The organism is Peredibacter sp. HCB2-198 (assembly GCF_045999315.1).
Lineage (GTDB): Bacteria > Bdellovibrionota > Bacteriovoracia > Bacteriovoracales > Bacteriovoracaceae > Peredibacter.
The window spans coordinates 3,549,102-3,572,707 of record NZ_CP174607.1; the positions used below are offsets into that span (position 1 = coordinate 3,549,102).

The 23,606-nt window shown below is 42.9% G+C and carries 21 protein-coding genes; 7 read left to right on the plus strand and 14 right to left on the minus strand.

All coding sequences use genetic code 11. The features are described 5' to 3' along the window. Positions 1 to 2 precede the first annotated feature (2 nt). Both ACJVC5_RS17825 and ACJVC5_RS17830 read left to right on the plus strand, forming a co-directional pair. Positions 3 to 1,361 (plus strand): cytochrome P450, encoded by a 1,359-nt coding sequence (locus ACJVC5_RS17825; RefSeq protein ID WP_408096899.1) that lies wholly within the window; start codon positions 3 to 5, stop codon positions 1,359 to 1,361. A gap of 15 nt (positions 1,362 to 1,376) precedes the next feature. After that, positions 1,377 to 3,353 (plus strand): hypothetical protein, encoded by a 1,977-nt coding sequence (locus ACJVC5_RS17830; protein ID WP_408096900.1) that lies wholly within the window; start codon positions 1,377 to 1,379, stop codon positions 3,351 to 3,353. Here ACJVC5_RS17830 and ACJVC5_RS17835 read toward each other — a convergent pair. From ACJVC5_RS17835 to ACJVC5_RS17845, 3 genes are all read right to left on the minus strand, one after another. Beyond that, positions 3,334 to 5,280, minus strand: coding sequence for an ATP-binding protein (locus tag ACJVC5_RS17835; RefSeq protein ID WP_408096901.1), 1,947 nt, complete (start codon positions 5,278 to 5,280; stop codon positions 3,334 to 3,336). The two genes, ACJVC5_RS17830 and ACJVC5_RS17835, sit on opposite strands and share 20 nt — an antisense overlap. Positions 5,281 to 5,432: 152 nt before the next feature. After that, the gene (locus ACJVC5_RS17840) at positions 5,433 to 6,086 is read right to left on the minus strand and encodes an NADAR family protein (protein WP_408096902.1); all 654 of its coding nucleotides are present in this window, start codon (positions 6,084 to 6,086) and stop codon (positions 5,433 to 5,435) included. Positions 6,087 to 6,251: 165 nt separating this feature from the next. Continuing rightward, positions 6,252 to 6,557, minus strand: coding sequence for an HU family DNA-binding protein (locus ACJVC5_RS17845; RefSeq protein ID WP_321391465.1), 306 nt, complete (start codon positions 6,555 to 6,557; stop codon positions 6,252 to 6,254). A gap of 284 nt (positions 6,558 to 6,841) precedes the next feature. Between ACJVC5_RS17845 and ACJVC5_RS17850 the strand changes: the two genes are divergently transcribed. Next, positions 6,842 to 8,371 (plus strand): hypothetical protein, encoded by a 1,530-nt coding sequence (locus tag ACJVC5_RS17850; RefSeq protein ID WP_408096903.1) that lies wholly within the window; start codon positions 6,842 to 6,844, stop codon positions 8,369 to 8,371. On the opposite strand, the gene ACJVC5_RS17855 is transcribed toward ACJVC5_RS17850, so the two are convergent. From ACJVC5_RS17855 to queA, 8 genes are all read right to left on the minus strand, one after another. Next, positions 8,368 to 9,024, minus strand: coding sequence for a hypothetical protein (locus ACJVC5_RS17855; RefSeq protein ID WP_408096904.1), 657 nt, complete (start codon positions 9,022 to 9,024; stop codon positions 8,368 to 8,370). The two genes, ACJVC5_RS17850 and ACJVC5_RS17855, sit on opposite strands and share 4 nt — an antisense overlap. Next, a complete protein-coding gene (gene secF, locus ACJVC5_RS17860; RefSeq protein ID WP_408096905.1) occupies positions 9,021 to 9,923 on the minus strand; it encodes a protein translocase subunit SecF in 903 nt (300 codons plus the stop codon). Before secF ends, ACJVC5_RS17855 begins: the two co-directional genes overlap by 4 nt. A gap of 16 nt (positions 9,924 to 9,939) precedes the next feature. Next, entirely contained in the window at positions 9,940 to 11,646 is a 1,707-nt protein-coding gene (secD, locus tag ACJVC5_RS17865) for a protein translocase subunit SecD (RefSeq protein WP_408096906.1), read from the minus strand. A 106-nt stretch (positions 11,647 to 11,752) separates the two neighbouring features. Beyond that, the gene (locus ACJVC5_RS17870; protein WP_408096907.1) at positions 11,753 to 12,010 is read right to left on the minus strand and encodes a Sec-independent protein translocase subunit TatA/TatB; all 258 of its coding nucleotides are present in this window, start codon (positions 12,008 to 12,010) and stop codon (positions 11,753 to 11,755) included. A 3-nt stretch (positions 12,011 to 12,013) separates the two neighbouring features. Beyond that, positions 12,014 to 12,349, minus strand: a complete 336-nt coding sequence (gene yajC / locus ACJVC5_RS17875) for a preprotein translocase subunit YajC (protein ID WP_408096908.1) — start codon at positions 12,347 to 12,349, stop codon at positions 12,014 to 12,016. A gap of 12 nt (positions 12,350 to 12,361) precedes the next feature. Continuing rightward, a complete protein-coding gene (gene tgt / locus ACJVC5_RS17880) occupies positions 12,362 to 13,474 on the minus strand; it encodes a tRNA guanosine(34) transglycosylase Tgt (protein WP_408096909.1) in 1,113 nt (370 codons plus the stop codon). A 69-nt stretch (positions 13,475 to 13,543) separates the two neighbouring features. Then, positions 13,544 to 14,125, minus strand: coding sequence for a FecR domain-containing protein (locus tag ACJVC5_RS17885; RefSeq protein WP_408096910.1), 582 nt, complete (start codon positions 14,123 to 14,125; stop codon positions 13,544 to 13,546). After that, positions 14,122 to 15,171: a tRNA preQ1(34) S-adenosylmethionine ribosyltransferase-isomerase QueA gene (queA, locus tag ACJVC5_RS17890; RefSeq protein ID WP_408096911.1), complete on the minus strand. Its 1,050-nt coding sequence runs from the start codon at positions 15,169 to 15,171 to the stop codon at positions 14,122 to 14,124. Before queA ends, ACJVC5_RS17885 begins: the two co-directional genes overlap by 4 nt. 61 nt (positions 15,172 to 15,232) lie before the next feature. Here queA and ACJVC5_RS17895 point away from each other — a divergent pair, with 61 nt between their 5' ends. Next, positions 15,233 to 15,508, plus strand: a complete 276-nt coding sequence (locus tag ACJVC5_RS17895) for a hypothetical protein (RefSeq protein ID WP_408096912.1) — start codon at positions 15,233 to 15,235, stop codon at positions 15,506 to 15,508. On the opposite strand, the gene ACJVC5_RS17900 is transcribed toward ACJVC5_RS17895, so the two are convergent. Further along, entirely contained in the window at positions 15,505 to 15,744 is a 240-nt protein-coding gene (locus tag ACJVC5_RS17900; protein ID WP_408096913.1) for a hypothetical protein, read from the minus strand. The genes ACJVC5_RS17895 and ACJVC5_RS17900 overlap by 4 nt on opposite strands. After that, positions 15,744 to 16,595, minus strand: a complete 852-nt coding sequence (locus tag ACJVC5_RS17905) for a ParA family protein (protein WP_408096914.1) — start codon at positions 16,593 to 16,595, stop codon at positions 15,744 to 15,746. The genes ACJVC5_RS17900 and ACJVC5_RS17905 overlap by 1 nt, the downstream gene beginning before the upstream one ends. 239 nt (positions 16,596 to 16,834) lie before the next feature. Here ACJVC5_RS17905 and ACJVC5_RS17910 point away from each other — a divergent pair, with 239 nt between their 5' ends. The 3 genes from ACJVC5_RS17910 (at position 16,835) to ACJVC5_RS17920 (ending at position 22,581) form a co-directional block, all read left to right on the plus strand. Then, positions 16,835 to 21,172: a hypothetical protein gene (locus tag ACJVC5_RS17910; RefSeq protein WP_408096915.1), complete on the plus strand. Its 4,338-nt coding sequence runs from the start codon at positions 16,835 to 16,837 to the stop codon at positions 21,170 to 21,172. A 34-nt stretch (positions 21,173 to 21,206) separates the two neighbouring features. Beyond that, positions 21,207 to 22,100, plus strand: coding sequence for a hypothetical protein (locus ACJVC5_RS17915; RefSeq protein ID WP_408096916.1), 894 nt, complete (start codon positions 21,207 to 21,209; stop codon positions 22,098 to 22,100). A 202-nt stretch (positions 22,101 to 22,302) separates the two neighbouring features. Continuing rightward, positions 22,303 to 22,581, plus strand: coding sequence for an RNA recognition motif domain-containing protein (locus ACJVC5_RS17920; RefSeq protein ID WP_408096917.1), 279 nt, complete (start codon positions 22,303 to 22,305; stop codon positions 22,579 to 22,581). 41 nt (positions 22,582 to 22,622) lie between these two features. Here the strand turns inward: ACJVC5_RS17920 and ACJVC5_RS17925 are convergent, their stop codons facing one another. Continuing rightward, positions 22,623 to 23,579 carry an isopenicillin N synthase family dioxygenase gene (locus ACJVC5_RS17925; RefSeq protein ID WP_408096918.1) on the minus strand — a complete coding sequence of 319 codons (957 nt, stop codon included), beginning with the start codon at positions 23,577 to 23,579 and terminating at the stop codon, positions 22,623 to 22,625. Between the last annotated feature and the right edge of the window lie 27 nt (positions 23,580 to 23,606).

The following is a 23,606-nucleotide window of genomic DNA, read 5'->3' on the forward strand; positions in this document are numbered from 1 at the left end:
CCATGGCCAATAAAAACAGACGATCCGCCTTCACTAAGGCACTATCATTTGTTGATCTTTCAAAAATTCCCGGACCTCGTGGGATTGATTATTTTCATTATGTTCAGTTTTTCCAAAGAGACATTTTAGGGGCCTTCACTCAGGTCAATAAAGACTATGGCGATATCGGAAGTTTCCCCTGGCCCATGAATTCAGTCATTATCTACTCTCCTGACTTCGCCCGAAGAGTGTTGATAGAAAATCATAAGGCCTACGTAAAGGGTGAGCAGATTGAAGAACTTCGCGCCGTCGTCGGTAATGGCCTGGCCACGAATAATGATTATGACTCTTGGTTAAGAAGTCGCACCATTATTGCCAAAGAATTTAACTCTAAGGCCATTCTGAGTTTTAATAAGAACTTTGAAAGACTCTGCCTCGATCACATCGCCCATTGGAAAGATCACAATGAAATGGATGTCTGTGAGGAAATGAAGTACCTCACTTTCAAAATTGCTTGTGACACATTGTTAGGAGTGAATCTTAGTAAAGAAGACGCTGAAAAAGTAAACGAGGCGGTCCATTTCACGTCACTTGTGACCTATGAAAGGATCTTCCAGTTCTTCCCGATTCCCTACTGGATGCCGACCAAAAAGAACCATGAGTTTCATCGCCACTTTAATAACTTAAGAACCATCGTTCATACACTCATTAAAAATGAGAAGGCACAACAGAATTCAAATCCTTCCAGTGTACTTGAACGACTCGTTCATGCAGTTGATCCGGAAACTAATGATCGTTTAAGTGATGACGAGCTACTGGATGAAATTCTAACCATGCTACTGGCCGGACATGAGACTTCGGCCCATTCGCTTACATGGACCATTGGACTCCTGGCAAAGCATCAGGACATTCAAGAAAAACTGTGGAAGCTAACAACTGAAAATAGTCTGGAAAATCTCCCTTATCTTCAATGGGTCATGATGGAATCTCTGCGCTTATATCCGTCATTTCCGGTCCTATCCAGAAAGACGGCCGCCACCGATGTCTTAGGCCCTTACACCATTCCAAAAAATACCAATGTGGTGATTCCGATTTATGTTATGCAGAGGAATGCTGCAAACTTTGATCAAGCAGACAAATTTATTCCTGAACGTTTTGCTTCACCTGAAATTCAAAAGTCTTTTGCCTATCTTCCATTCTCAAAGGGCCCTCGCAAGTGTATTGCAGAGGCATTTGCCATGAGTGAGATGGCGATTATTATCTATCAATTAGTTCAACATTTTCATTTTGAATTGGTTCACGAAGACCTTCCCCAGGAAGTGGCCTCAGTAAGTTTAAAGCCTGTTGGCGGTATGAATATACGTGCGATTAAACGCAAATGAGCATAAAATAGCTTCATGCTAAAGTTCATTCGTCAGATAAAAAGTGCTCTCTCTAGTGACCTCACCCCCTCGGATCTTGCCACTCACCTGAGTGAGCTTGACCCTAAGTATTCTTTTAAAGAAAGAATGGTGGCCCTGGCCCTTATCATGGATTGGATCCGTCTACCGGTGAAGTCTCCTCCCGCAGAAGGCGTTCCTGCATTTGTTCATTCTCGTGATCTTCGTTTTAAATTTCTTTTCCAGTTTTTGGAACGTCACCCTGAAGAGGCCAAGCATCTGGCGGCGACTCTGCAAGAAATTATTGTTCCTGGAGGAGCGGTTGGACTCTATTGTCTGATTGGAATCTCAGAGAAGCCGGGATTTTTTGTGGAACTGACCAACCGCCTGGTTCAAAAATCTCTGCCGGACACTTTTACTGAAAAAGATATTTCTGAGACCTTCAAAAACTTATTCGCAACGGAAGAAGACGCGATCTGGATTGAAACATCTTTCAAAAATATTCTACCTTTGTTTGAAGAATTTGCCTCTCAGAACTCCATTAGCTTTGATGCTCTAAAAAATGATCGCGTTGAGGCCATGATAATTTTAGGTGCCCAAATTGCTTCTCTTGGAACCAGTCAGGACATTCGCCGGCGTTTGGACAAAAAGCGTTTTATTGATTCGAGTTTTTTGCGTTTGAACCGCGCCATCAATAAAGAACAAAGAGATGATGAACTGATCCTAAAAGAAATTTCAGCGTCTCGAATTGATCTTCAAACCATTCGCCAAAACATTGAGGCCACTGGTGTTTCGGTGGATCTCATTTTTAAACTGGAAAAAATTGATTCCATCCTCGATCGAATCGAGATGCTGATCTATCTGAGTCAAGAGTCAGGTCCGGCCATGAATGGCCAATTTGTAGGTCGCCTGATCCGTGATGAATTAAAAAGTCGCAGTGTGAATGACTATATCAGAGAGAACATTCACCTCTTGACGAGAAAGATCGTGGAACGCGCCGGTGAGAAGGGTGATCACTACATTGCAAATACAAGTGACGAAAAGAAATCGCTCTTCTATGCGGCGGCCCTCGCGGGAATTCTTACGACCTTCACAGCGGTCGTAAAATTTTATATTGGGGCCTTTCATCTTCCTCTTTTCTTTGAGGGCTTCTTTTTCTTCATCAATTATGCTTTTGGCTTCCTGGCCATGCAGAAATGGCATCTGGCCCTTTCAAGTAAACAACCGGCCTACACGGCCTCGGCCCTCTCTCGAAAGTTTGAGGCCTTTAAACAGACCAAGGAACTGGATGAAGTGACTTCTGAAGTGAAGAAGATCATTAATTCCCAGATGATTACCACCTTCGGCAACCTCCTGCTGGTCATTCCCGTGACGATTGCTGTGGACTGGGGATGGTACTATGCCTTCGGCCACCACATCATGTCGGCCGAATATGCGGCCTCGACCATTGATAAGCACAATATCTTTACAAGTCTTACCGTTCCGTTTGCGATTCTTACAGGAGTCCTGCTCTGGCTCTCAAGTGTGGTCGCGGGCTGGGTAGAAAACTGGCTCGTGTTTAGAGAAATCCCTGAGGCGATTAGAGTAAACTCTCTTTTAAAAACCGCCCTGGGTAAGAATCAGGTCAATGCCATGGCCGATCACTTTGCGGCCACCATGGGTGGTATCGCTGGAAATGTTTCAATCGCTTTTTTCCTCGCCACACCAATTATCATTGGAAAATTTACTGCCATCCCACTCGACATCAGACACGTAACTCTTGCCACGGGAACCATGACCCTCGCCTTAAACAGCCTGGAATGGGACTTCTTCAAAGACTGGCCAACCATGCTCAATATGGTTTTAAGTGTGATCGTCATTGGTTTCTTTAATTTCGGAATAAGTTTCTATTGCTCAATCCGTATGGCGGCCATGGCGAGAAATGTTGAATCGAGATATCTCAAGATTATTTTCAAATATTCTTTTCGAAAGAGACCTAAGTTAACGGCAGAATAACAGTGAAGGTAGTGCCCTTGCCCACCTCACTGCTCACATGGATGGAACCATTGTGGGCAAGAACAATTTGTCTGGTGATGTAGAGACCCAAACCTAGACCACTCACCTCGTGATAAGCAATCGCACGCTCGAACTGTTCAAAAATTCTTTCCGCATCTTTCGATGCAATTCCACGTCCCTGGTCAATCACCATCAGCTTGGCGCGATTCCCTTCTGCAATCAGACGGACTGAAATAGGTTTGTTATTTCCGTATTTCATGGCATTGGTCAGAAGATTGGTGAACACTTGCTCGAGTCTAAAGCGGTCCCAATTACCGTAGAGTTCCGGTGGAGAATCAAGACTTATATCGGCCCCCGCCTCATGGAGCTGAGGAGAAAAGCGAGTTAGCACTTCATTAAGCATCAGCGTGAGGTTGAACTTCTCTGGCCTTAAATTGAATTTACCCGTTCTTAAACGTGAAACATCCAACATGTCATCCACAAGTCTCACCAGGTGATTAAGCTGATTCTCATCATCACGGGTCATATTATGAATTTTCTCTGGAGTAAAACGAGCAAATTCACCTTTATCAATATAACGCTTTCTGAGTTGGAACTGGAGCTTCAGTGACGTCAATGGCGTTTTCAATTCATGAGAAGCAACTGATAAAAACTCGTCTCGAATATTTACCGCTTTCTGCAGTTCTTCGCGTGCATGCTTCAGATCGTGAATGTCTGTGGCCGTACCAAACCATTGCAAAACCTTTCCATTTAAATCTGTAAGAGGAACACATCGCTCAAGATACCAGCGGTAATTTCCTTTCCTATCTTTTAAACGATATTCACCGGTATAAGTTCGATGTTCATTCAGCGCCTCACGACAATTATGCATCACCATGGGCTTATCATCTGGATGAATATAATCTGTAAATTTAATAGATTTTGGATCCTGAGGAGTCATGCCGATGAAGGTCCACCAGCGGGCATTGTAAAACTGGCACTCACCATTGGCGTCCAGAACAAAAACGATCTGAGGCATGGAATTCGCAAGCCTCTTCATTTTCGTTTCACCTTCTTCGGCGTGAATACGTTCATGGATTTGGTGGCGAAGACTCGCAATCATTTCATTGATGGAAGTTGCAAGTCGCCCTAACTCATCATTAGATTGAACTTCAACACTCTCATTAAAATTTCCTTTTCCCACCTCAGTTGTTACAAAGTTAAACTGCTTCAACGCACGGGTAAGAACACGGCTGAATGAGAATGTCAGCAGGACAACAGAACCTTGAATTAAAATCACTGAAGAAACCAGAAGCCACAACAGGACCTTCTCTAACCAGCGCGAGGCCGCTCCAATTTTTTTAGAAAAATCAGTCTCAACCGCTGTGAAACTGTCATTCAAGTCAGAAATTCTCTGAAGGATGACATTGAATTCTTGCTGAGTATAAACTTCGTTGTTGTGATACTTTTGATAAATTTCTTTTCCGAGTTGTTCCATCTCGGCGATGTAAATATCACCTTTTCGCCAGGCCTCGACCGCTGCGACCAGATGCTTTTCCTGGTGAAAGCGTCTGAAAAATTTGATCACTTCAGGAATATCATCCGGGTGCACCTTACCACGCAAAAGTCCTTCGGTGGCCCCTGCAATATCCAGCTGTGGTTTTTCCATCGCCAGCCTTGCGTGCTGATCACCGAGAGGGACATCAATCCTTTCAAGAAAAATGCGATAGTACTTTAAATCTTTGGTAATGAGATAATTCTGAAGTGCAGAGAGAGAATCTTTCTGACCTTTGGACCAATCACTTTCACCGGCCACGAAAGCACGAACGGCCGTCATGGTTTTCAAAGAGAAAACCAGCATGATTACCACAACGGCAATCATTAACCCCATGAAGCCAATGACTCCAAAAAGTTTCTTAGATACTGAAAGATTCTTCCACCATTTCATTTATATTAGCTTATCGGTTTCAGAGCTAAATACATGAAAATTCTCAGTGTGAATATACACTTTCATCTAGCCTTAAGAATAAGAAATCTTAAATTGTAAATTCCACCTTACACACTAGAGGAAATGGTGAAATTTCGTCTTTAGGTCATTTTCTAATGGCAACCTGTTTGCCTCTCCACTCTGAGTTCCATGTAGATCTCATAGTAGCGGTAGGAAGCTGGCTCGTTTGGACCTGGTTTATGGTCTGGTTTTAGAGTGAGGCAACCAGTTTTTAAGAGTAGATCCCACAGGCCAGGGGTCTGGTCCAACTTCGCTCGGAGCGCTCTTTTTATGAGGTCATAGTGATAGGCAGAACCTTCTGCATGATCAACATAATCAAAGAAATGCTCCCCCCAATTCACGTCTTTTAGCCTGTACTGAGAGTAAATTTTATTGGCCAGATTTCCGGCCTTTTTGGCATCAGTCCCGACCATGTTCTCAACTGCTTTACGGGTAAAGGGCCAGTCCTTAATCTCATGGCGAGAATCTTGAGGAATTGTCGGGTCCGGATACTTAATCGACTGCCAAAGACCTTCCACCGAAGCAAAATATTTACCATCGAGGACAAAAGGAGTGGCACCAAAATTTGAGAAGATTCCCAATTCTGTTCTTTTAGAAAGAATGACTTCACCTGGTTTAGCATCTTGGGGAAGAATCTCCCAGCTAGCGGCCTCTTCACGAGGAATTTCAATCCACCATTCACGAGGATAGCTCTCGGCAAGAGTTATGAAAGGAACTAAAAGGGTGATGAGAAGAAGTGCTTTCATGAATCGAACTTAGCACTCAGAGACTTATTTAGACAACTAGACGCCGGCTCTTTCGTATCCTGCGACCGCCATGTCGAGTGCGACCCCAGATACCGGTCTCGTTCGCTGACGCTCACTTCCTGACCATAATAAGAAACCCCGCCAGAAGCGGGGTTTTATGAGCGATTAAGCTTCGCGAATTACGTACTTATCTTTACCTTCGTCCACCATCTCTTTAAGTTCTTTACCAACTTTAAAGAATGGAACTTTCTTTGGAGAAACCTTCACCACTTTACCAGTCTTCGGGTTACGTCCTTCATAAGCTTTATAATTACGATTTGCGAATGAACCGAAACCTCTGATTTCAATTCTTTCATCGTCGAAGAGTGCCTGAATCATGCTATCAAAGCAGATGTTCACAATCTTCTCTGCTTGATGATGAGGAAGGTTTGCTTGTTTTTCAATCACGGCAATCAAATCAGCTTTAGTCATTGTCCACTCCTGTTACGGGACTACATTGTTGTATGATTTTGAGAGCTTATCGGTCATCCGAAAAATTAATTTAGTATCCGCCTCAAAGTCTAGGCGGTTTTCTACTAAATAAGATCCCCTCATCTTCCCTAAGTATAAGAAATTATTGCACAGTGTGCAATAAACTCAAGTGGATTTTCGGTTGAGCGTAGAATTGTTTAAGGAATCCCAAATTAGACTCGATAAGTCGTTGAGGAATAAGGACTATGGACTCGCGATTTAACAATTTTCTACGAATGTTTATCATGATTACGCTCAGTGTAATGATGGTGGCCTGTCAGGATACAATTCCTAAGCGATCCCTTATTACCTCTGGTTCTTCTACTGACGATCCCACTTGTACAGAAAATGATGAAGAAGTGACGGAAGACCTTCCTAAATGTGAAGATGACACTCCTACTCGTCCGACTGGTGCTATTTTCTTCAAGTCTGATTTCTGTGCCTGTAAAGATTCAAAACCTGTGAGCTATGGTAACTGCTCATCTTTTTGTTCAGGCAAGAACACCAGTGGTGCAGAAACTCTATTTGCGAACTTCACAGTGACTGAGGACATTTCTTTAAGTGGACTTGGTAACGTTTATGCCTGGTGTACGACTCCGTTCTCAACCGATACCACAAACCCAGAGTGTAAATTAGAAGCAAAAGATGATCAGGGTAACATCACCTATATTCAAGTGAACAATCTTCTTAATTCGAACTCGATTACCGCCAATATTCAGGACGACCTTGCCTATGACAAGACTTACGTACTGACTCTGGTTGAGATGAGTTCAAAAGCAAGATCAAACTCAATTCAGATGGTGAAGTTCTCGACTGATATTACTTCACCGACGCTTGGCCCTTTAAAGAACGCTCCTATTTCTCAGTACACTTGTCTTGTGCGTGAGTTTTCAACCGACGATTCGACTGGTGATATCTATTATGATCAGGCCTATCGTATGCACTTCTATTTCATTCCTCGAGTACCACCGAATCCAATTCCGGCCGGTAACTCGAATTTGATCTGCCACGATATCTTTAATCCTCTTTATGGAGCGGTAGATAGCGAACTCTATCCTCGATTTGAAACTATCCCAGGTGTGTTTAACCTTTGGGACACGACTGATCCGCGCTTCTATGACAACAACGGTTCAGGCGGAATCGACGTTAACGAACTCATTATTCAAAAAACAAAAAACTTTGGTGGAACCATCCCAACTGGAACGAACTTCTTTGCGAAGTTTTTCTGGCCAGGGGCCCCTACTCTTTCTGAGGACGCCGGTAACACCAATACGACTCAACCTCTGGGTTATTACATGGCCCCTTGGATTGATCAGTCGACTTATAAGTCTTACTGCTTGAATTCAACTCACTACAATAGCTCTAACCCGCTCTTTAAAGCGATGAGAGACATTATTGAAGTGGACACTGAGGGTCTTTATATCGGTGAAAAAGCGGCCGAAACTGTGACTGACAGTAACGGTAACACGACAACCGGATTCAAAGACTACATCCTGATCCGCGAAACAGATTTAAAACAAGTCTGGTTCTATCTGAAAAACAATGTTCCTACCGCTCCTACTGACGATAACGTTGGTAACAATGCTGTCTTCTTCTACTACCCACTTAACAAGGCCTCACCGTTTGTTAAGACTTCTACTCAGAGAATCTTCCGAGTCAGAGGTGCTAGTGAACTAGGAAACAGCAACGTGACCGAGGGTGGTTCAACTTCAAGTGGTAGCACCACTTCATATCCTCCACACGACCGTAAAATTGGATGTGTTCCTAAGTTCTAAATGAAGTTATTGATGATTCTTAGAAGCGGATCTAGTTCGTCATTAAAAGTTTGGTAAAACACCGTCAGGCACACGCATGCAACCACAAGGTTGATGGCCAAACTCGCCGCGATCCCTTTCCAACCAATCCACTCCACTGGAACAAAGAGGCGTTTAAAAAGGTAACCCAGGATGACAATACCGATCCAAAGGTAGAAGTAGTACTTGAGGTCTTCCTTACGAAGGAAAATCCCCATAAGGGCCGGAAGCGCCTCTTTATCCATTAAGACGTCAGTCAGGAAGTCCAGTGCCTTGGGACTCTCCAAAAGAAACGGCCCAAAGACATTGTCCTTGGATTTCTCCAGAATCAAGGTCTTCACCTGCTCCCTTGGCATCTGACGAACAGGACTTTCAACTAGAAGCCTGCGCACGATCCTCACTACTTTTTCATCTAATAATGAAGCAGCTGTAATGTTCTCGTGACCCAATTTTTTGAGTTCTTCGATGGCATTGTATGTGGAGCTTTGAAGATTTTGTCGGGACTCATCCAGCTTGACCGCCATTTCTGTTTGTCTACGGCGCTGTTCTTCGAGATCCCGGAGGTGCTTATCTTCATCTTCCTGGCCGAGGCCAGGAAGTGAAAATAAGAAGAAAATTAAGAGGAGAAATTTCACGCTGCTTTTTTAGCAACAAACTTTTCGTAGATAACAGTCATCGGAATGGCGATGAAGATGGTCGAGTAAACACCAAGGATTACCCCGATAGTCATAGCAAAGAAGAAGTCGTGGATTACAGAACCGCCAAGGAACAACATCACAAGCGATACACCTAATACGGTCATTGATGTGATGATGGTACGAGACATTGTTTCGTTAAGAGCACGGTTTACGATTTCTGCAGTCGAAAGGTTCGGATGGGCCACTTCAATCTCACGAACACGGTCATAAATTACCACCGTATCGTTCACTGAGTAACCAATGATCGCTAGAAGGGCCGCGATGATCTGAAGTGAGAACTCTTTTTGAGTCAGGATGAAAGCACCAATGATGATGGTCACGTCATGAATCAAAGCAGCGATCGCACCTGGAGCAAATTTATAATCGAAACGAAGAGCAAGGTAGATCATGATCGCCAGGATCGCCCAAGCAAGAGCTTTAAACGCTGACGTTCTTAGTTCTGCACCGGCCTTTGGACCTACGATATCGTTCTTTAGGATCTCGTATGAACCAGCGCCATACTTCTCATCAAGAACACTGCTCACCTGAGCTGAAACAGCGTTAAGGTCGCCTTTATCAGTTTCAAGCTTTAGAAGGAATTCGTTTTGGCTTTCGTCACCGATACTTTGAAGCTGAGACAATGCAACTTTCTTCTCGTTCATCAGATCGCGAAGCTCAGAAAGAGCGACCTTCTGCTTAAACTTTACCTGCACCTCTACCCCACCACGGAAATCTACACCGTAGTTAATTCCCTTTGTGAAATACATCACAACAGTTCCGATAATTAAGAGAAGAGAGCAAAAGGCCGCGGCCTTAAACATTCCTACGTAATCAACATATTTTTTTGTAGTACTCATTTGATTAATCCTTCAATTAAATGCTTAGTGTTTTACGTTCGCCCTTACCTACGTACATCTCGAACAGAACCTTACTTACGAAGTAAGAAGTGTAAACTGTTGTACAGATACCGATAAGAAGTGTTACGGCGAAACCACGAACTGGACCTGTACCAAAGTTAAGGAGACAGATACCAGCAAGAGCAGTTGTGATGTTAGCATCGGCAATTGCCCAGAAGGCCTTTTCAAAACCTACGCGAACGGATTCAAATGGAGTAAGTCCTGCACGAAGCTCTTCACGGATACGCTCATAAATAAGAATGTTACCATCCACCGCCATACCTACAGTAAGGGCGATACCGGCAATACCTGGAAGAGATAGAGTCGCACCAACACCGATCAAAATCGCCAGTGTGAAAAGAACGTTTAGAACGATAGTCACAGTCGCAATCAAACCAGAAAGTTTGTAGTAGAAACACATGAAAGCAAGAACGAGTAATGAACCAATCATGGCCGCGATCTGGGCCTTATCAATAGCATCAGCACCAAGAGAAGGACCAACTACACGTTGCTCTTCAAAGATAAGTTCAACAGGTAGAGCACCGGCACGTAGAACAAGAGCAAGGTCACGAGCTTCAGTCATTGTGGCGTTATAGTCACCAGCACCTAGAGTAATTTGAGCAGAACCACCAGCGATTCGGCCTTGAACAACCGGAGCTGAGTAAACGTTACCGTCAAGAACGATGGCCAGACGCTTTCCAATGTTAGCACCTGTGATCTCTTCAAAAATCTTGGCACCATTTGGTTTAAATTCAAGGCCAACATATGGACGGTTTTGTTGCTGATCAATACGAACAACAGCTTCTTGAAGTTCTTCACCAGTTAAACTTGAAGTTGTTTCAACCAGGTATGGCTCAAGATTTGTGATTTCGTTAGTTACTTTATTAACAGTTTTAGAGAAGGCGATTTCTGAACCAGCAGGAAGATCTGCTTTAAGGTTGTCGTTGATCTCACGAACGTAATCAGAGAAACGCTCCCCTTTCTTATATTCGATACCGGCCTTTTTAACTTTATCTAACCACTCAGTAAGGGCCGTAACAGGAATATTATCGTTAACGAATTTGAATTCAAGCTTAGCAGTTTTACCGATTAGATCTTTGGCACGGTTGATGTCTTTCACACCTGGAAGCTGAACCACGATACGGTCTGAACCTTGAGAAACGATTTCTGGTTCAGTTACACCAAACTCGTCAATACGGTTACGGATAACTTCTATCGACTTAGAAAGGGCCGTATCTTCGATCTCTCTTGTGAATTCGCGACCAAGACCATAAGTCAGAGTCGTTCCGTTTTCAGCAGTTAAGCGAAGTGGGTAGCTGTAAAACTCTTTTAGCTTGGCACGAGCAGCGTCCAGATCACTTTCTTTTGAAATGATGATCGAGTGCTTAGGATCTTTCGCGTCCGCCGCATCCAGGGTCCCCAACGTAGCATCAATACCTACGTCTTTTAACGTAGCGATTGTCTTACGAGCGTAACCTGTTACTTCGTCACGGTAGACTTTGTTAAAGTCGATACCAAGAACCATGTATAGTCCGCCTTGTAGGTCCAATCCTAGATTGATCTTACTTTTAACCGGAAACGAACTATCGTCTTTAAGGTTTAGGAACGTTGGAGTGACTGCCATTAAAGCACCAATCACTAACGCTGCTAAAAAACTAAATCTGAACCACCATCCCTTGGCCATGTACACTCCGTGTCTATAAAAGGGTTTCTTAGATATATGATTTGAAAATTCTAAACAATTTAGGGAATTAGAGCAATGAATAGAAGGGCTTTTCGCCCTTCTATTTTTAAGAATGAGGAGTTTCTTTCTTTTCTTCGGTAGGCTGGTCTACTTTCTCTTCAGGGTGCTGAGTAGCGTCAGCGACCTTCTTGTGAGTAGAATCTGAGTCATCTTGCAATTGGTCACTAAAACCTTTCGCTGCATTTTGGAATTCACGGATACCTTTTCCAAGGCCTTTTGCAAGCTCAGGAAGTTTTTTTGGTCCGATGAAAATCAGAGCAATTAAAAAGATGAGAATTAATTCGCCAAAACCTAAACCGAACATAGATTACTTCTTAGCTTCTGTGAAAAGAGCAGCAGCTGAACCACCAATATGAGATTTAAGAACCTTCATTTTAGCTCCACCATCTAGCTCTAGAGTGACAACTTTATCTGCGATACCTGTTACTTTTCCAAGGATACCAGATTTTGTGTAAACTTCATCACCGTGAGCAAGTTTATTGATGAAATTTTGCTCTTCCTGCATACGTTTTTTCTGAGGACGGATCATCAGGAAGTACATCACTAAGAAAATTAGTACGAATGGAATGAATGAAATAAATGGTGATTGAGCAGGAGCGCCGTTAGCTTGTGCATGGGCAGATGAGATCAATAAATCAAACATGGTAATCCTTTTTTATTCCCAACGGTTCGTTGTGTAGTTGTTATAAAATGTCTTGTAATATTCGTCAAATTCCCCTCTAAAAATCGCTTCTCTGGCGCCCTTCACCATCTGAAGGTAGAAGTGAATATTGTGATAACTAATAAGCTGCCCTGAGAGATATTCACCTACGTTAAATAAGTGGCGAATATAACTTCTTGAGTAGCGCGCACACACTTGGCATGAACATTCTGGATCAGGTGGAAGTTGATCTTCTAGGAAGCGGGCCTTCTTAATATTAAGTGGTCCATGAGTTGTGAGGAACTGACCATTACGTGCATTCCTCGTAGGAAGCACACAGTCAAACATATCGAGACCAGATTTAATTCCGTTTAACACATCGAGAGGTTTCCCTACTCCCATAAGGTAGCGAGGTTTTTCTTTCGGCATGGCCGGAACGAATTTTTTGCAAAACTCGACCATCTCTTCGTTCTTTTCACCAACTGAAAGTCCACCAAGAGCATAGCCATCAAAATTAAGTTCCATTAATCCCTGCATGCTTTCCATGCGAAGATCATAATGAAGGCCACCCTGGATAATTCCAAACAGGTGCTGGTGCTCTTTTAGCTCAACCGTTTTGCAGCGTTTTGCCCAACGATGAGTGAGCTCCATTGATGTGCGAAGAGTTTCTTTCGTCGCCGGAAGTTTTGGACACTCATCAAAGGCCATGACGATATCAGAGCCCAGGGCCCGCTGAATTTCCATGGATTTTTCGGGAGTGATTAAGTGTCTTTTCCCATCAATGTGAGACTGGAATGTAACACCTTCTTCAGTAAGTTTATTAATGTCTGAAAGAGAGAAAACCTGATAACCACCAGAGTCTGTGAGGATGGGACGGTCCCAGCTCATAAACTTATGTAGGCCCCCCATTTTTTCCACCAGCTCGTGACCTGGACGAAGAAACAAGTGATAGGTGTTTCCTAAAATGATCTGAGCATTCATGCGCTCAAGATCTTCCTGCCAGAGAGTTTTAACAGACGCGCGAGTTCCCACCGGCATAAAGATCGGAGTTTCAATTACACCATGGGAAGTATAAATGCGGCCGGCCCGGGCCTCGCCGGATGTGGCCTCTAACTGGAAAAAAGACATGAACTCTAAATACTCGAAATTTCTAAGATCGTCTAATAGATTCTAGGCGCGGAACCTCTTAATATCCCTTCATTCTGGCAATGCTGAATTAAATTGTTTCACCAGTTCAGGAGAAAGACTCAGAACTTTTGAAAGTTCTTCTCCAAATCTTCCACCTATTCCGCCCCATTGATTTTTACCAATTAGCTTTGGCTCACTTTTTACGAGCTTCGCCTTCATTTCCACTGATCCATCAAAACAAATGACTTCAGTTTCACCTAGAAGAGGATTGTAAGAAACGAAAAAGTTTGTCCCCCGAAGACCCATGGCCGCATTCTTAGTTTGAATGCCTCCACCCTTCTTTACTTTAGAAGTTCCAGTGATCCATCGAGCAGCACCATGAAGAAGACTTAGCTCTGGAATTGTGACTTTATCGTTGAGACTCATGTAAGAAGTGGTATTCGCCGCTAAAACAATTGTGGTCTGAGATTCTTCCAGAAGAATTTTTAAATAGGATTTGTCACTAACGACAAACTCGCCCGCACCTTTAAGAAGTGATGTGCTCTTGAGCGGATGTCCTCCGAAAGTCGCCTTTCCTTTAAGAACCAAAACTTTTGCTGAAGCAAACAGATCAAAAGAAACCAGTCCTAACAAGAGAAGAAGAAATTTCATTTGCGGCCCTTTCTTAAAATGAGCATACCGTCTCCATATGAAAAGAAGCGGTACTTTTTCTCGATGGCGATTTTATAAATTTCGAGTGTTTTTTCGCGGCCAATGAGTGCACTCACGAGCATCAAAAGCGATGATTCTGGTAAGTGAAAATTCGTTACCATGGCATCAATGGAATGCACTTCTTTTCCAGGGTGAAGGAAAATTGAAGTTGAGTTTAAGCTCCCCGGATGATCAAACTGAACGTTCCCGTTCTTCCAAGAACTCTCAAGAGTTCTCAGAGTAGTGGTTCCCACTGCGATCCTGAATTTCGCGTTCTGAATGGTCGCTAGATTCTCTTTATCAATGGTGAAGAATTCTTCGTGCATCTTGTGCTCAAGAATGTTGTCCGCTTTCACTGGTGCGAATGTGCCGGCCCCCACGTGAAGAGTGACCGTGGCGATCTCGTGTCCTTCATTTTTAATTTTCTGAAGGAGTTCAGTGGAGAAATGAAGACCCGCAGTTGGTGCGGCCACTGAGCCAGTTTCTGCAGCGTACACCGTTTGATAGGTGCGTTTATCTTCTTCGTCGGACTCTCCGCCACGAATGTAAGGAGGAATAGGAATCTTTCCAATTTCTTCGAGGGTCTTAATCAGAGCATCGTGCGGAAGATTAAACTTCACACCAAATGTGCCGCCTCTAAGCTCCACGATCTCTGCTCTTAGGTTCCCAAAGATGAATTCATCCCCTACCTTTCTTTTTCCTGAAGCACGAACCATGGCCGGATAAATGCCATTTTCGTGAAGGAGAGAAAGGACAAAAACTTCGGCCTCACCTCCGCTGGGCTTGTTTCCAATCAAGCGACAAGGAAAGACCTTGGAACGGTTAAAAACCAGGGTCGAATGAGAAGGCAGAAACTTGGTGATTTCCGAGTAAGTTGAGTGAATGATTTCGCCGGTTTCTTCTTTATAGACCAAAAGCTTCGATGAGTGACGGTCAGGCACCGGGCGGTCGGCAATTAATTCTTTAGGTAGCTCAAAATGGTAGCTCGAGAGCTCAAAATCAGTCATTTTTTCATTCACTCTTGGAAAAGGGGGACACTCTTTGTAGGATGATTATAGGAGAATTCTTATGATGAGAAAAATTCTAATTTTGTCCCTGGCCGCCCTATCTTTCAATGCTTTTGCTCAGACCGCTGAGGAAGAGGCCATTATTCTCAATCAAGAACTCCAATTTCTTGAAGACTCAGTTAACAACACACAAGCTGTTTCAATCAATACCCTGGACGTCGATGCCAATAGAAACCGCGCCATCAATGACGAAGGTCTTGAGCGCACTTATTTTGGTGAAACAGAAGAAGACGTAGTGAGTACGAGGACAGCAAGTCCTAAGCGCCGAAGCAATTAGGCCATTCCGAATCTTCTCGCCAGCGAAAGCACGGCTTCAGTCACTTCATCAATATACTGCTTAACGGCCTTGTACATCGCGAAGGTCTTCACCTGCTCTAAAAGCATTTGAAAAATATTGTTCAGGATTTTGATCACGGGCTCGAGATTGAATTTTTTAATCACTAAATCAATCACAGAACTTGCCTCCTGAACGTCCTTACCTTTAACTACATAAAGTGGATTCTTCGTTTTCATTAATTAAGCTCCTTGCTTACGGCCTCAGTCATAGAGACGAACTGTCGTTGCAGGTCTTTAAAGTCATTTGATTTGAAATGAAACACTGACTTTCTCTGAGCAAGGGACTTACCAAACTGAACCTTGTTTGTGAAAGCTTCGTGCATCGTTGCTTCCCCAAGTGTTTCTTTGATGTGCTCGAGATCGGTCGATGCCTGTTTTCTGCGAGTATCAAAAAGATTTGGAATATAGCCCAAGTTCTTAGGAGTCGAAGTAATTTCCATTTCAGCGATATCCGCCACCACTTGCTGAATGTTCTTGAGACCTTGTTCCGAGAAACGATCTGGAACGAATGGATAAAGAACGCCATCAGTAGCGCACAGAATATTTACCACCAACAGACCCAGAGTTGGCGGACCGTCGATGATAATAACATCGTATTGAGAGCGAAGTTCAAATTTCTCGATGAATTTTTTAAGAATCAACTGTCTAGGTGCATTGATGCCCGCAACAGTGAGCTCAAAACCAGACAGTTCTTGGCCAGATGGAATAAGGTCAATATTTTCGTCTGTCTTAATGATGACATCGTTTAAGAATGTTGAAGTATGAAGGGCCTTCAGTTCTTTAACTGAATTGATCAGAAGGTGATGAATGTTCTTACGATCATCTGAGGCCGGAATATCGAACAGCGAACTAAAATTCGCTTGAGGGTCCATATCAATACAAAGAACCTTCTTTCCTTGATGGGCAAAAGCATGGGCCAAGTTAAAGGCCATGGTTGTTTTCCCTACTCCACCTTTTTGGTTCATCAGGGCGATGATGCGGGCCTGGTTTGCGGCGGGCGCTGGGTTTGCCTTGAAAAAAGAAAACATCCGGGTCTCCTTCAAAAATGCCAACAATTCTGGTCAAAATTCCGTTTTCCATAAAATTTTGCCCCTCGGGCGCCCCTTTGTAAACCCTCGAATTCTTAAGAGTCTGTGAGGACTTTCCGACTACTTCAATATGTTAAATGGGACAATAGTCTCATAAATAATTGTTTAAACGATGCCAAGTCTAAGGAATTTATGAAAAGTCCCGATAAAGCAGAGGACGGATCGAAAAGGAAAAGACCATGGTTGGTTTAAAAACTTTCTGGATACTCATTAGCGCCCTCTTTTTATTCAGTGCTTGCGTGCCCTCCACCAAGCAAACTGAGTGCGGAACTAATGAAGCATTTAACTCTTCATTGAGAGCTTGTGTACCTGTGGTGCAAGGTCCAGATGCATTCATTCTGATTAATTCATACACTCCACTCTATACAACAACTGCTTTTAAATTTGATGTGGATCCAATTGAATTCAAAATTACAGTTTCAAACCCTTATGGCCAGGCCTACACAATTGAATGGGAAAGAGTGTTTAATGGTCTTCCTGTAGCGATTGGTACAAACTCGCCTACTTATTTACAGTATCCATCTCTTCTTTCCTCTCAAGTTGGTACTCACATCATCACAGCAAAAATCAAAAACTCTTCTGGAACAATTGTGGATACTCACAGCTTCCAGTTAAAGATTGATGATGAGCCGAAGCCTACTATTAATACGACGACGTTGAATCCAAGTTCTTATGTGATTGATGTTTATCCAACAGATGCTCCTCAATCATTCAACTTCACAGTTAGAAACAATAACGCTGATACAGCGATTCTTAACGTTTCAAGAATTTCTTGGACCGTAACTAAGAACGGTGCTGCTTATTATTCTGAGACAGATGCATTCACGAACTTCACTCCATCTGGAACGAACAATGCCTATCTCGGAACTTCACCAGTTCCTTACTTTGATCCGGCCGTTCACGGTGTAGGCAACTATGTTATCCGTGCGGTGGTTGAGAATACTTTCCCTGGCGAAGTTGTTGATTCATTCCAGTGGAACGTAAACGTAAGACAACCTGATCTAGCTAATGTTACGACAATTGCTCAACCAGCTCCGGGTGTGACGATTACAGCGCACGATGGCGTTTCTTATAATGCTTATCCAACTTATAGCTGGATTCACACTGGAACGACTAAACCTAACTTCTGTGTGACGATTGATGATAGAGATGGAACTTACTCTGGTGATGGTAAATCTATCCAAGTTAGATTTTATTTGAACTCTCTTGGTGGTGACATCTGTACCAAGAAGACTCTTGATACTCCAGGATCTCAAACGATCTGTTTGATTGATGCTAACAATTGTGATCCGGATGGTGCGAACGTTCCGTTTGATACAACTATTTTAAAATTTGCCAACGCAAGCTCAACTGCTCCTCAGGTTCATAAGGTGACTGCTCGTCTATTTGATGAAGCAACGACTTTAGAATTCCAGAGATCAGATGTTGTTCCTTCAAACGGTTCGTATCCAATTGAATGGGTTGTTAATAACCAACCTGTAAACGTGGCCCCTGCTCTCTCTTTTGGTGCAACTCAGCCAACAGGCTGTACATCCGCAGGAGCTTTCACGAGAACTGGTTGTCAGGTTTCTCAAGGAACAAACTTTACAGTTAGTTTTGTTGTTAAGGATGATTTTTACTCTGGAATTGCGAATGCTGCAGAATTCTTATGGGATGTAAGACTTAAATACAATGGAACAGACGTATCGAGCCCTCCTACAAATACAACATGTACTAAAGCTTTCGGTACCGCAGTAACGGTTCCTGCGGCTTCTGGCCCAGCAACTGCTGTTACAGGTGGTGGTCAACAGTGGACTTGTACTCTCGCTGTTCCTCACTTTATTTCGACTGGTCCACTAAATCCTTCAGTTGGTTCTTACTCTGTAGTTGCAAGCATGCAAGATTCAGGCTCTCCTGTTGGAGGAGCCGGATTGATTTCACAAAGTTTAACTTGGAATTTAGTTGTTACTGAAACTAACCCTAGTGGGATCTCTGTATCTCCACAATCTACTCTTTTAGCTGATTCTCATGTAGCAAAAGGTGTCGCCATCCTTGATCCTGCTGATGTTAATAGCTATGCAACAGAGCTAGACACAGTCACTTTCCGCTTAAATGTTACGGACAATGAATTAGACGATTTCAAATATCGTATCTCTCTTTGTACACTTAATACTCCTTCAACTTGTACGTCATCAACACCAATTACTTCACCTTCATATGTTGATTTTTTAAGGTCTGTACAAGTCACACCGGCAACCAATCCGGTGCTTGTTCCTGCATTACTTTATACATTACCGGAAGATCTTTTACTCCAAGTATCTCCTCAACTAGATGTAAACCTAACAACAAGTGCAAAAGTATATTTTAAAGTCGACGTTATCGATACTCCAAGTGTTCCCCTCACCGCAAAAGTTACAGACACAGAAATTTTTGGTATCTATGTCCGTAACTATAACCCTGCTCCAGTAGTTAATACAGCTACGGCATCTCCAGCGGTTGGATCAACGAGTGTTGTGTACTCCGGTTATCAATTCACGATTGATCCTGGAATAGTTACAGACGCGTCAGGTCCTACAACAGAAAAGAATATTCAGTATCAATGGTATTCTAAGATTGGTGCTGGTGCGTGGACAGCAATCGCCGGAGCGACATCTGAAATTCTGAAATATACTCCGGGGAACATTACCTCAAATATAGATATTAAACTTTGTGTTGGAGACAGACCTGCTGCAAATCCAATTTCTCCTGCTGGTAACTGTTCAGGATCTTGGACTGTGACCCCTAAAAAATACTTGGAAACCCTTTCTGCAACTGGAATTGGTGGTCAAGTTGTAAACGAATTAGCAACTTGGTATGACGATACAAACGTTGCCCCTAATACACGGGTCATCTATTCCGCATATACTGACGACGCTAATTACGTTTATGTAGAAAAAACTATTAAGAATGCTGCTGGAAATATTAACATTAGCACTCAAACAATCCGCTTTTACGGTCTTAATGATCCTACCTTCAGCAAGACTGCAGCTATTTCAAATATTTCAATTTCCGGCTCAACCGACAGCGTATATGTAGCTTATCTTGCTAGCCATACTAATGCGCCATCAACAATGTATCCACGTGTTCGTCGAATTGATAAAAAGTATATCGATTCAGGATTCGGTGATAGACCTAAAACTGGCTATGATCACCCAGCTCCATTTGGGTTTAATTACTCACATTATACTTTAAGTAGTGGAACCGTTGCTTGTTCTGTTTGTACATTCTTCCCTGGTGATGGGGCGGGACTCTATGCAAGAATCAGATTTTCTGCAGCTATCCCTGATACTGAAGAGATCAATATCAATGGAGTAATACTAACAGCATCCAGCGTGACTACTGGTCCTCAACAAATTTGTAATGCTGGTGTATGCCCTAACGCAAACTCTACAGCACTTAACATTGCAAACAAAATTAATGCATCAACTCTACCTGGACTTCAAGGTATTACAGCAATAAACTCTGGTGATGATCTATTGCTGTTCAGTCAATATCATAATGATTTTGTAGACTCTCAATATCCAGCTTTAACTAATGGTCTAGGGAAAATCTTTGTCGCCGGCGGAAGATGGTATTTACCATTTATTGATACGACAGAAGATAATAATATTACAGTTATTTCAGGCCAATCAGATGTTCATTTAAATTCTGCAGCACCAGATGCAATAACATTAGGAGAGATGGGCAAAACAGCTCTTTTCGATGCTCAGCTAAATGCTAGCGGTGAACTTGTTTTTGCTCGGATTTCTGCTGATTTGTCTGATTCGGGAACTCTCGCATTGTTCAGATATGATAATATTGGACAGCCTGATCTAAAAATCTTTGATGCTGCCATCTCGGCTTCGCCGACAGACCAAAATGCAATGTTCATTTTCGGTACTTATATGTTTGAAAGTGTGAAATTAGCAGCAAGCACCACAGGAAACCCTTACTATTATGTTATTGCAAAAGAAAGAGCATTAGATGGTGGTGAATATCATATTGGTAGATACCATCCAGAATTTGATACAGCTGCTACTCCATCTGAGAACTTCCTCTCTACTAGAATTTCGACAACGGATTCTACAGATGACGTCATTACAGATGCAAAGTTAAAATCTCCTGAAATAATTGCTGTTCCTGGATTTTCTGAAGCCCGAATTTTCTTCCACTCTGTCGGTCTAGGAGCGACTCCATTCCCTCGTGTTGCTCAGTGGAGAGCTGATGATACAGTTCGATGTGGAACATGTGATTCTTTAAATGGAACTTCAGGAGTATTAGCATCATCTAAAATTGGTATTTCACAGGTGGCAACCAACATTACGCTTGGAACGGCTGGTGCTACTGCTGGAGAAAATATTAGAGATCTGGTTTTTACATTGTTTAGCTCAGATATTGATCCAACAGCTACTTTTACTTCAAGAGCTCAATTAGGTATTATTAACATTGAGCCAGAAGTGATCCAGTCAACTACTATCGACGGAACCGGCATGTGGCGCCCTCCTTTCGTATTAGATTAGTAGGAAATTTTAATAAGTTTGGTATGATGAAGTTATGCAACTTCGTCATACCATTTTTCTTTGTCTTCTCTTTTTGAGCGTCTCGGCCCACGCCTTTGAGCTCATCATGATTCAAGCTGTCTCCGACACAAAGAAAACGTTCATTACCCGCAATGGTAAACGCCAGGGTCTTCAACCAGGTATGACTGGTACTTTCACCGCCGAGGACGTTTCTGTGCTCGCCAAAGCCATTAATGTCAGTGGTAACTTCACGCAGTGGCAAATCGTAAACTCTGAGGCCCTTCTTCCTTTCGAGAAAGGCACCATCGTGACGTACTACCCTGCTACTGAATATATCTGGGCCCTGTCGCCAGAATCTGAAAGAAAAAAATACATCAAGACTATGATTCCGGTGGCCCGCCGTTCATGGGTCTTCAAAGGTGGTCTTACTCGCGGACTTTCGGAATCTGTTTCAGATGCTCCGGCCAATACCTCTAAGCGCGGTGGTTTCACAGGCGAGATTTATTTTGAAAAAGACATCCCAAATGGTGGAGGCCTCGCTTTCGACATTGGTGTTCGTTATGAGCGCGAAGTGATTAACTACTCAGGCGCTTCTCTGGTTACTACAAGGAATCTTCTCATTGGAGATGTCCTCTACTACTTCGATTCTTTCCGCGACTTCTTATCTGGAGGGAAATTCTTTTTAGGTGCTGGTCTTGGTTACGGAATGTCGAATACATCGACTGTAGGTCTTGAACAATCTGGGCCTGTTTCTCTTCTACCAACAGTTAAGGCCGGAGTGACACTTCCTTTCAATGAAACTTGGGAGTTCTTAACTGACGCTGCTTTTGAGAGTTTAAACACTCGAGAGGAACAGGAAGATGGAAGAGTCCAAACCACAACTCAAACGAACTTCAAGTTTGGGTTTGGTTTAAGAAGATTTTTCTAGTGTAACTCACCGTCTTCATTCAAATAGCAGGAATATATCTTAATTATGTTGTGTTAACGAGACTCAACACATAGAGTGGCACTTGTTACTGTTTGTTTCTTACTGTTAAGACCTCAACTTCTCATCATTAAAATTCAATCAATACATTTAAACTATTTTCCACCACTACTTATTGTGGGGAAATTTCTATGGAGTTCATTTTATGAATACAAAAATCTACGTTGGAAACCTAAGCTTCAATATCACTAACGATACTCTTGCTGATAAATTCGCTGCCTTCGGAACTGTGACATCTGCAAAAGTGATTGTTGACCGTGATACGAATCGCAGTAAAGGTTTCGGCTTTGTTGAAATGTCGACAAATGCAGAAGCTCAAGAGGCCATCTCTTCTCTACATGGCTCAGAATTTGGCGGACGCCAGATGACAGTTAATGAAGCGAAGCCGATGGAACCACGCTCGAATAACAAGCGTCGTTACTAAGCAAAAAAAAGGACCCTTTCGGGTCCTTTTCTATTTCAATCTTATTTATTCTTATTAAGACCAATCTCTTGAATTCTGTGCATTAGCCAGTCATGAGCGTTGATCGGCTCAAACTTCTCACCTGTACCACGACAAGATGGAATACAAGAAAGCATTGTATCTGGATTTGGATGCGTGAAGAACGGCATTGAGTAACGGTTCGACGTAGCATCGTCAGGGTTAACCACTCGGTGAGTAGTTGCAGGGATAACTTCGTTCGTAATACGAGAAAGCATATCACCTGAATCAATCACAAGTTGTTTATCGTTACACATAACTGGTAGCCACTTACCATCGCGATCAAGAAGTTCAAGACCAGCAGATGTAGCACCAACCATACAAGTAATAAGGTTAATGTCCTCGTGAGCAGCAGCGCGAACAGCGTTCTTAGGAGCGGCCGGGCCTAGAGGTGGGTAGTGGATCGCGCGGATGATTGAGTTACCGTCAGAAAGCATATCGCGGAAATAGTTCTGAGGAACATCAAGGGCCATTCCTAGAGAATCAAGAACCAGCGTAGAAGTTAAGTCCATACCGTCGTAAAGCTTAAGCATCACGTCTTTGAACTCAGTAACTTCAGAAGGCCATAGGTTATCTGGAAGATATTTTTTAAAACGAGCTGGATCTTTGATCACTTCACGACCAACGTGCCAGAATTCTTTTAGATCTGGGTACTGAGAGTTCTTGGCGTGCTCAACACCAAAAGCAGTGTAACCGCGCTGACCGCCGCCCTCTTTGCAGATATATTTTCTCTTCGTTTCTTCTGGAAGGTGGAAGAACTCATGAACAAGATCATAAGCCTTGCTTGTAAGTGAATAATCAACCGGGTGATCTACGAGAATGATGAAACCGTAGTCTTTAAGACCTCTGAATAGCTCGTTCGTGAACTTCACTTTATCGTTTGTCGTTCCGTTAACGAAACTCATTAAACTAAGCTCTGGTACCTTACGAATGGCGTCCATGACGTCCCCCTTGTATTCTTAATTACT

Excerpts from the sequence above, each read along its gene's own strand:
- ACJVC5_RS17835 (WP_408096901.1), bottom strand. The coding sequence starts at position 5,280 with ATGAAATGGTGGAAGAATCTTTCAGTATCTAAGAAACTTTTTGGAGTC.
- yajC (WP_408096908.1), bottom strand. The coding sequence starts at position 12,349 with ATGTTTGATTTATTGATCTCATCTGCCCATGCACAAGCTAACGGCGCT.
- ACJVC5_RS17900 (WP_408096913.1), bottom strand. The coding sequence starts at position 15,744 with ATGAAAACGAAGAATCCACTTTATGTAGTTAAAGGTAAGGACGTTCAG.
- ACJVC5_RS17870 (WP_408096907.1), bottom strand. The coding sequence starts at position 12,010 with ATGTTCGGTTTAGGTTTTGGCGAATTAATTCTCATCTTTTTAATTGCT.
- ACJVC5_RS17850 (WP_408096903.1), top strand. The coding sequence starts at position 6,842 with ATGATTACGCTCAGTGTAATGATGGTGGCCTGTCAGGATACAATTCCT.
- ACJVC5_RS17840 (WP_408096902.1), bottom strand. The coding sequence starts at position 6,086 with ATGAAAGCACTTCTTCTCATCACCCTTTTAGTTCCTTTCATAACTCTT.
- secD (WP_408096906.1), bottom strand. The coding sequence starts at position 11,646 with ATGGCCAAGGGATGGTGGTTCAGATTTAGTTTTTTAGCAGCGTTAGTG.
- ACJVC5_RS17925 (WP_408096918.1), bottom strand. The coding sequence starts at position 23,579 with ATGGACGCCATTCGTAAGGTACCAGAGCTTAGTTTAATGAGTTTCGTT.
- ACJVC5_RS17830 (WP_408096900.1), top strand. The coding sequence starts at position 1,377 with ATGCTAAAGTTCATTCGTCAGATAAAAAGTGCTCTCTCTAGTGACCTC.
- ACJVC5_RS17905 (WP_408096914.1), bottom strand. The coding sequence starts at position 16,595 with ATGTTTTCTTTTTTCAAGGCAAACCCAGCGCCCGCCGCAAACCAGGCC.
- tgt (WP_408096909.1), bottom strand. The coding sequence starts at position 13,474 with ATGTCTTTTTTCCAGTTAGAGGCCACATCCGGCGAGGCCCGGGCCGGC.
- ACJVC5_RS17895 (WP_408096912.1), top strand. The coding sequence starts at position 15,233 with ATGATGAGAAAAATTCTAATTTTGTCCCTGGCCGCCCTATCTTTCAAT.
- ACJVC5_RS17885 (WP_408096910.1), bottom strand. The coding sequence starts at position 14,125 with ATGAAATTTCTTCTTCTCTTGTTAGGACTGGTTTCTTTTGATCTGTTT.
- ACJVC5_RS17825 (WP_408096899.1), top strand. The coding sequence starts at position 3 with ATGGCCAATAAAAACAGACGATCCGCCTTCACTAAGGCACTATCATTT.
- ACJVC5_RS17920 (WP_408096917.1), top strand. The coding sequence starts at position 22,303 with ATGAATACAAAAATCTACGTTGGAAACCTAAGCTTCAATATCACTAAC.
- ACJVC5_RS17915 (WP_408096916.1), top strand. The coding sequence starts at position 21,207 with ATGCAACTTCGTCATACCATTTTTCTTTGTCTTCTCTTTTTGAGCGTC.
- ACJVC5_RS17845 (WP_321391465.1), bottom strand. The coding sequence starts at position 6,557 with ATGACTAAAGCTGATTTGATTGCCGTGATTGAAAAACAAGCAAACCTT.
- ACJVC5_RS17910 (WP_408096915.1), top strand. The coding sequence starts at position 16,835 with ATGGTTGGTTTAAAAACTTTCTGGATACTCATTAGCGCCCTCTTTTTA.
- secF (WP_408096905.1), bottom strand. The coding sequence starts at position 9,923 with ATGAGTACTACAAAAAAATATGTTGATTACGTAGGAATGTTTAAGGCC.
- queA (WP_408096911.1), bottom strand. The coding sequence starts at position 15,171 with ATGACTGATTTTGAGCTCTCGAGCTACCATTTTGAGCTACCTAAAGAA.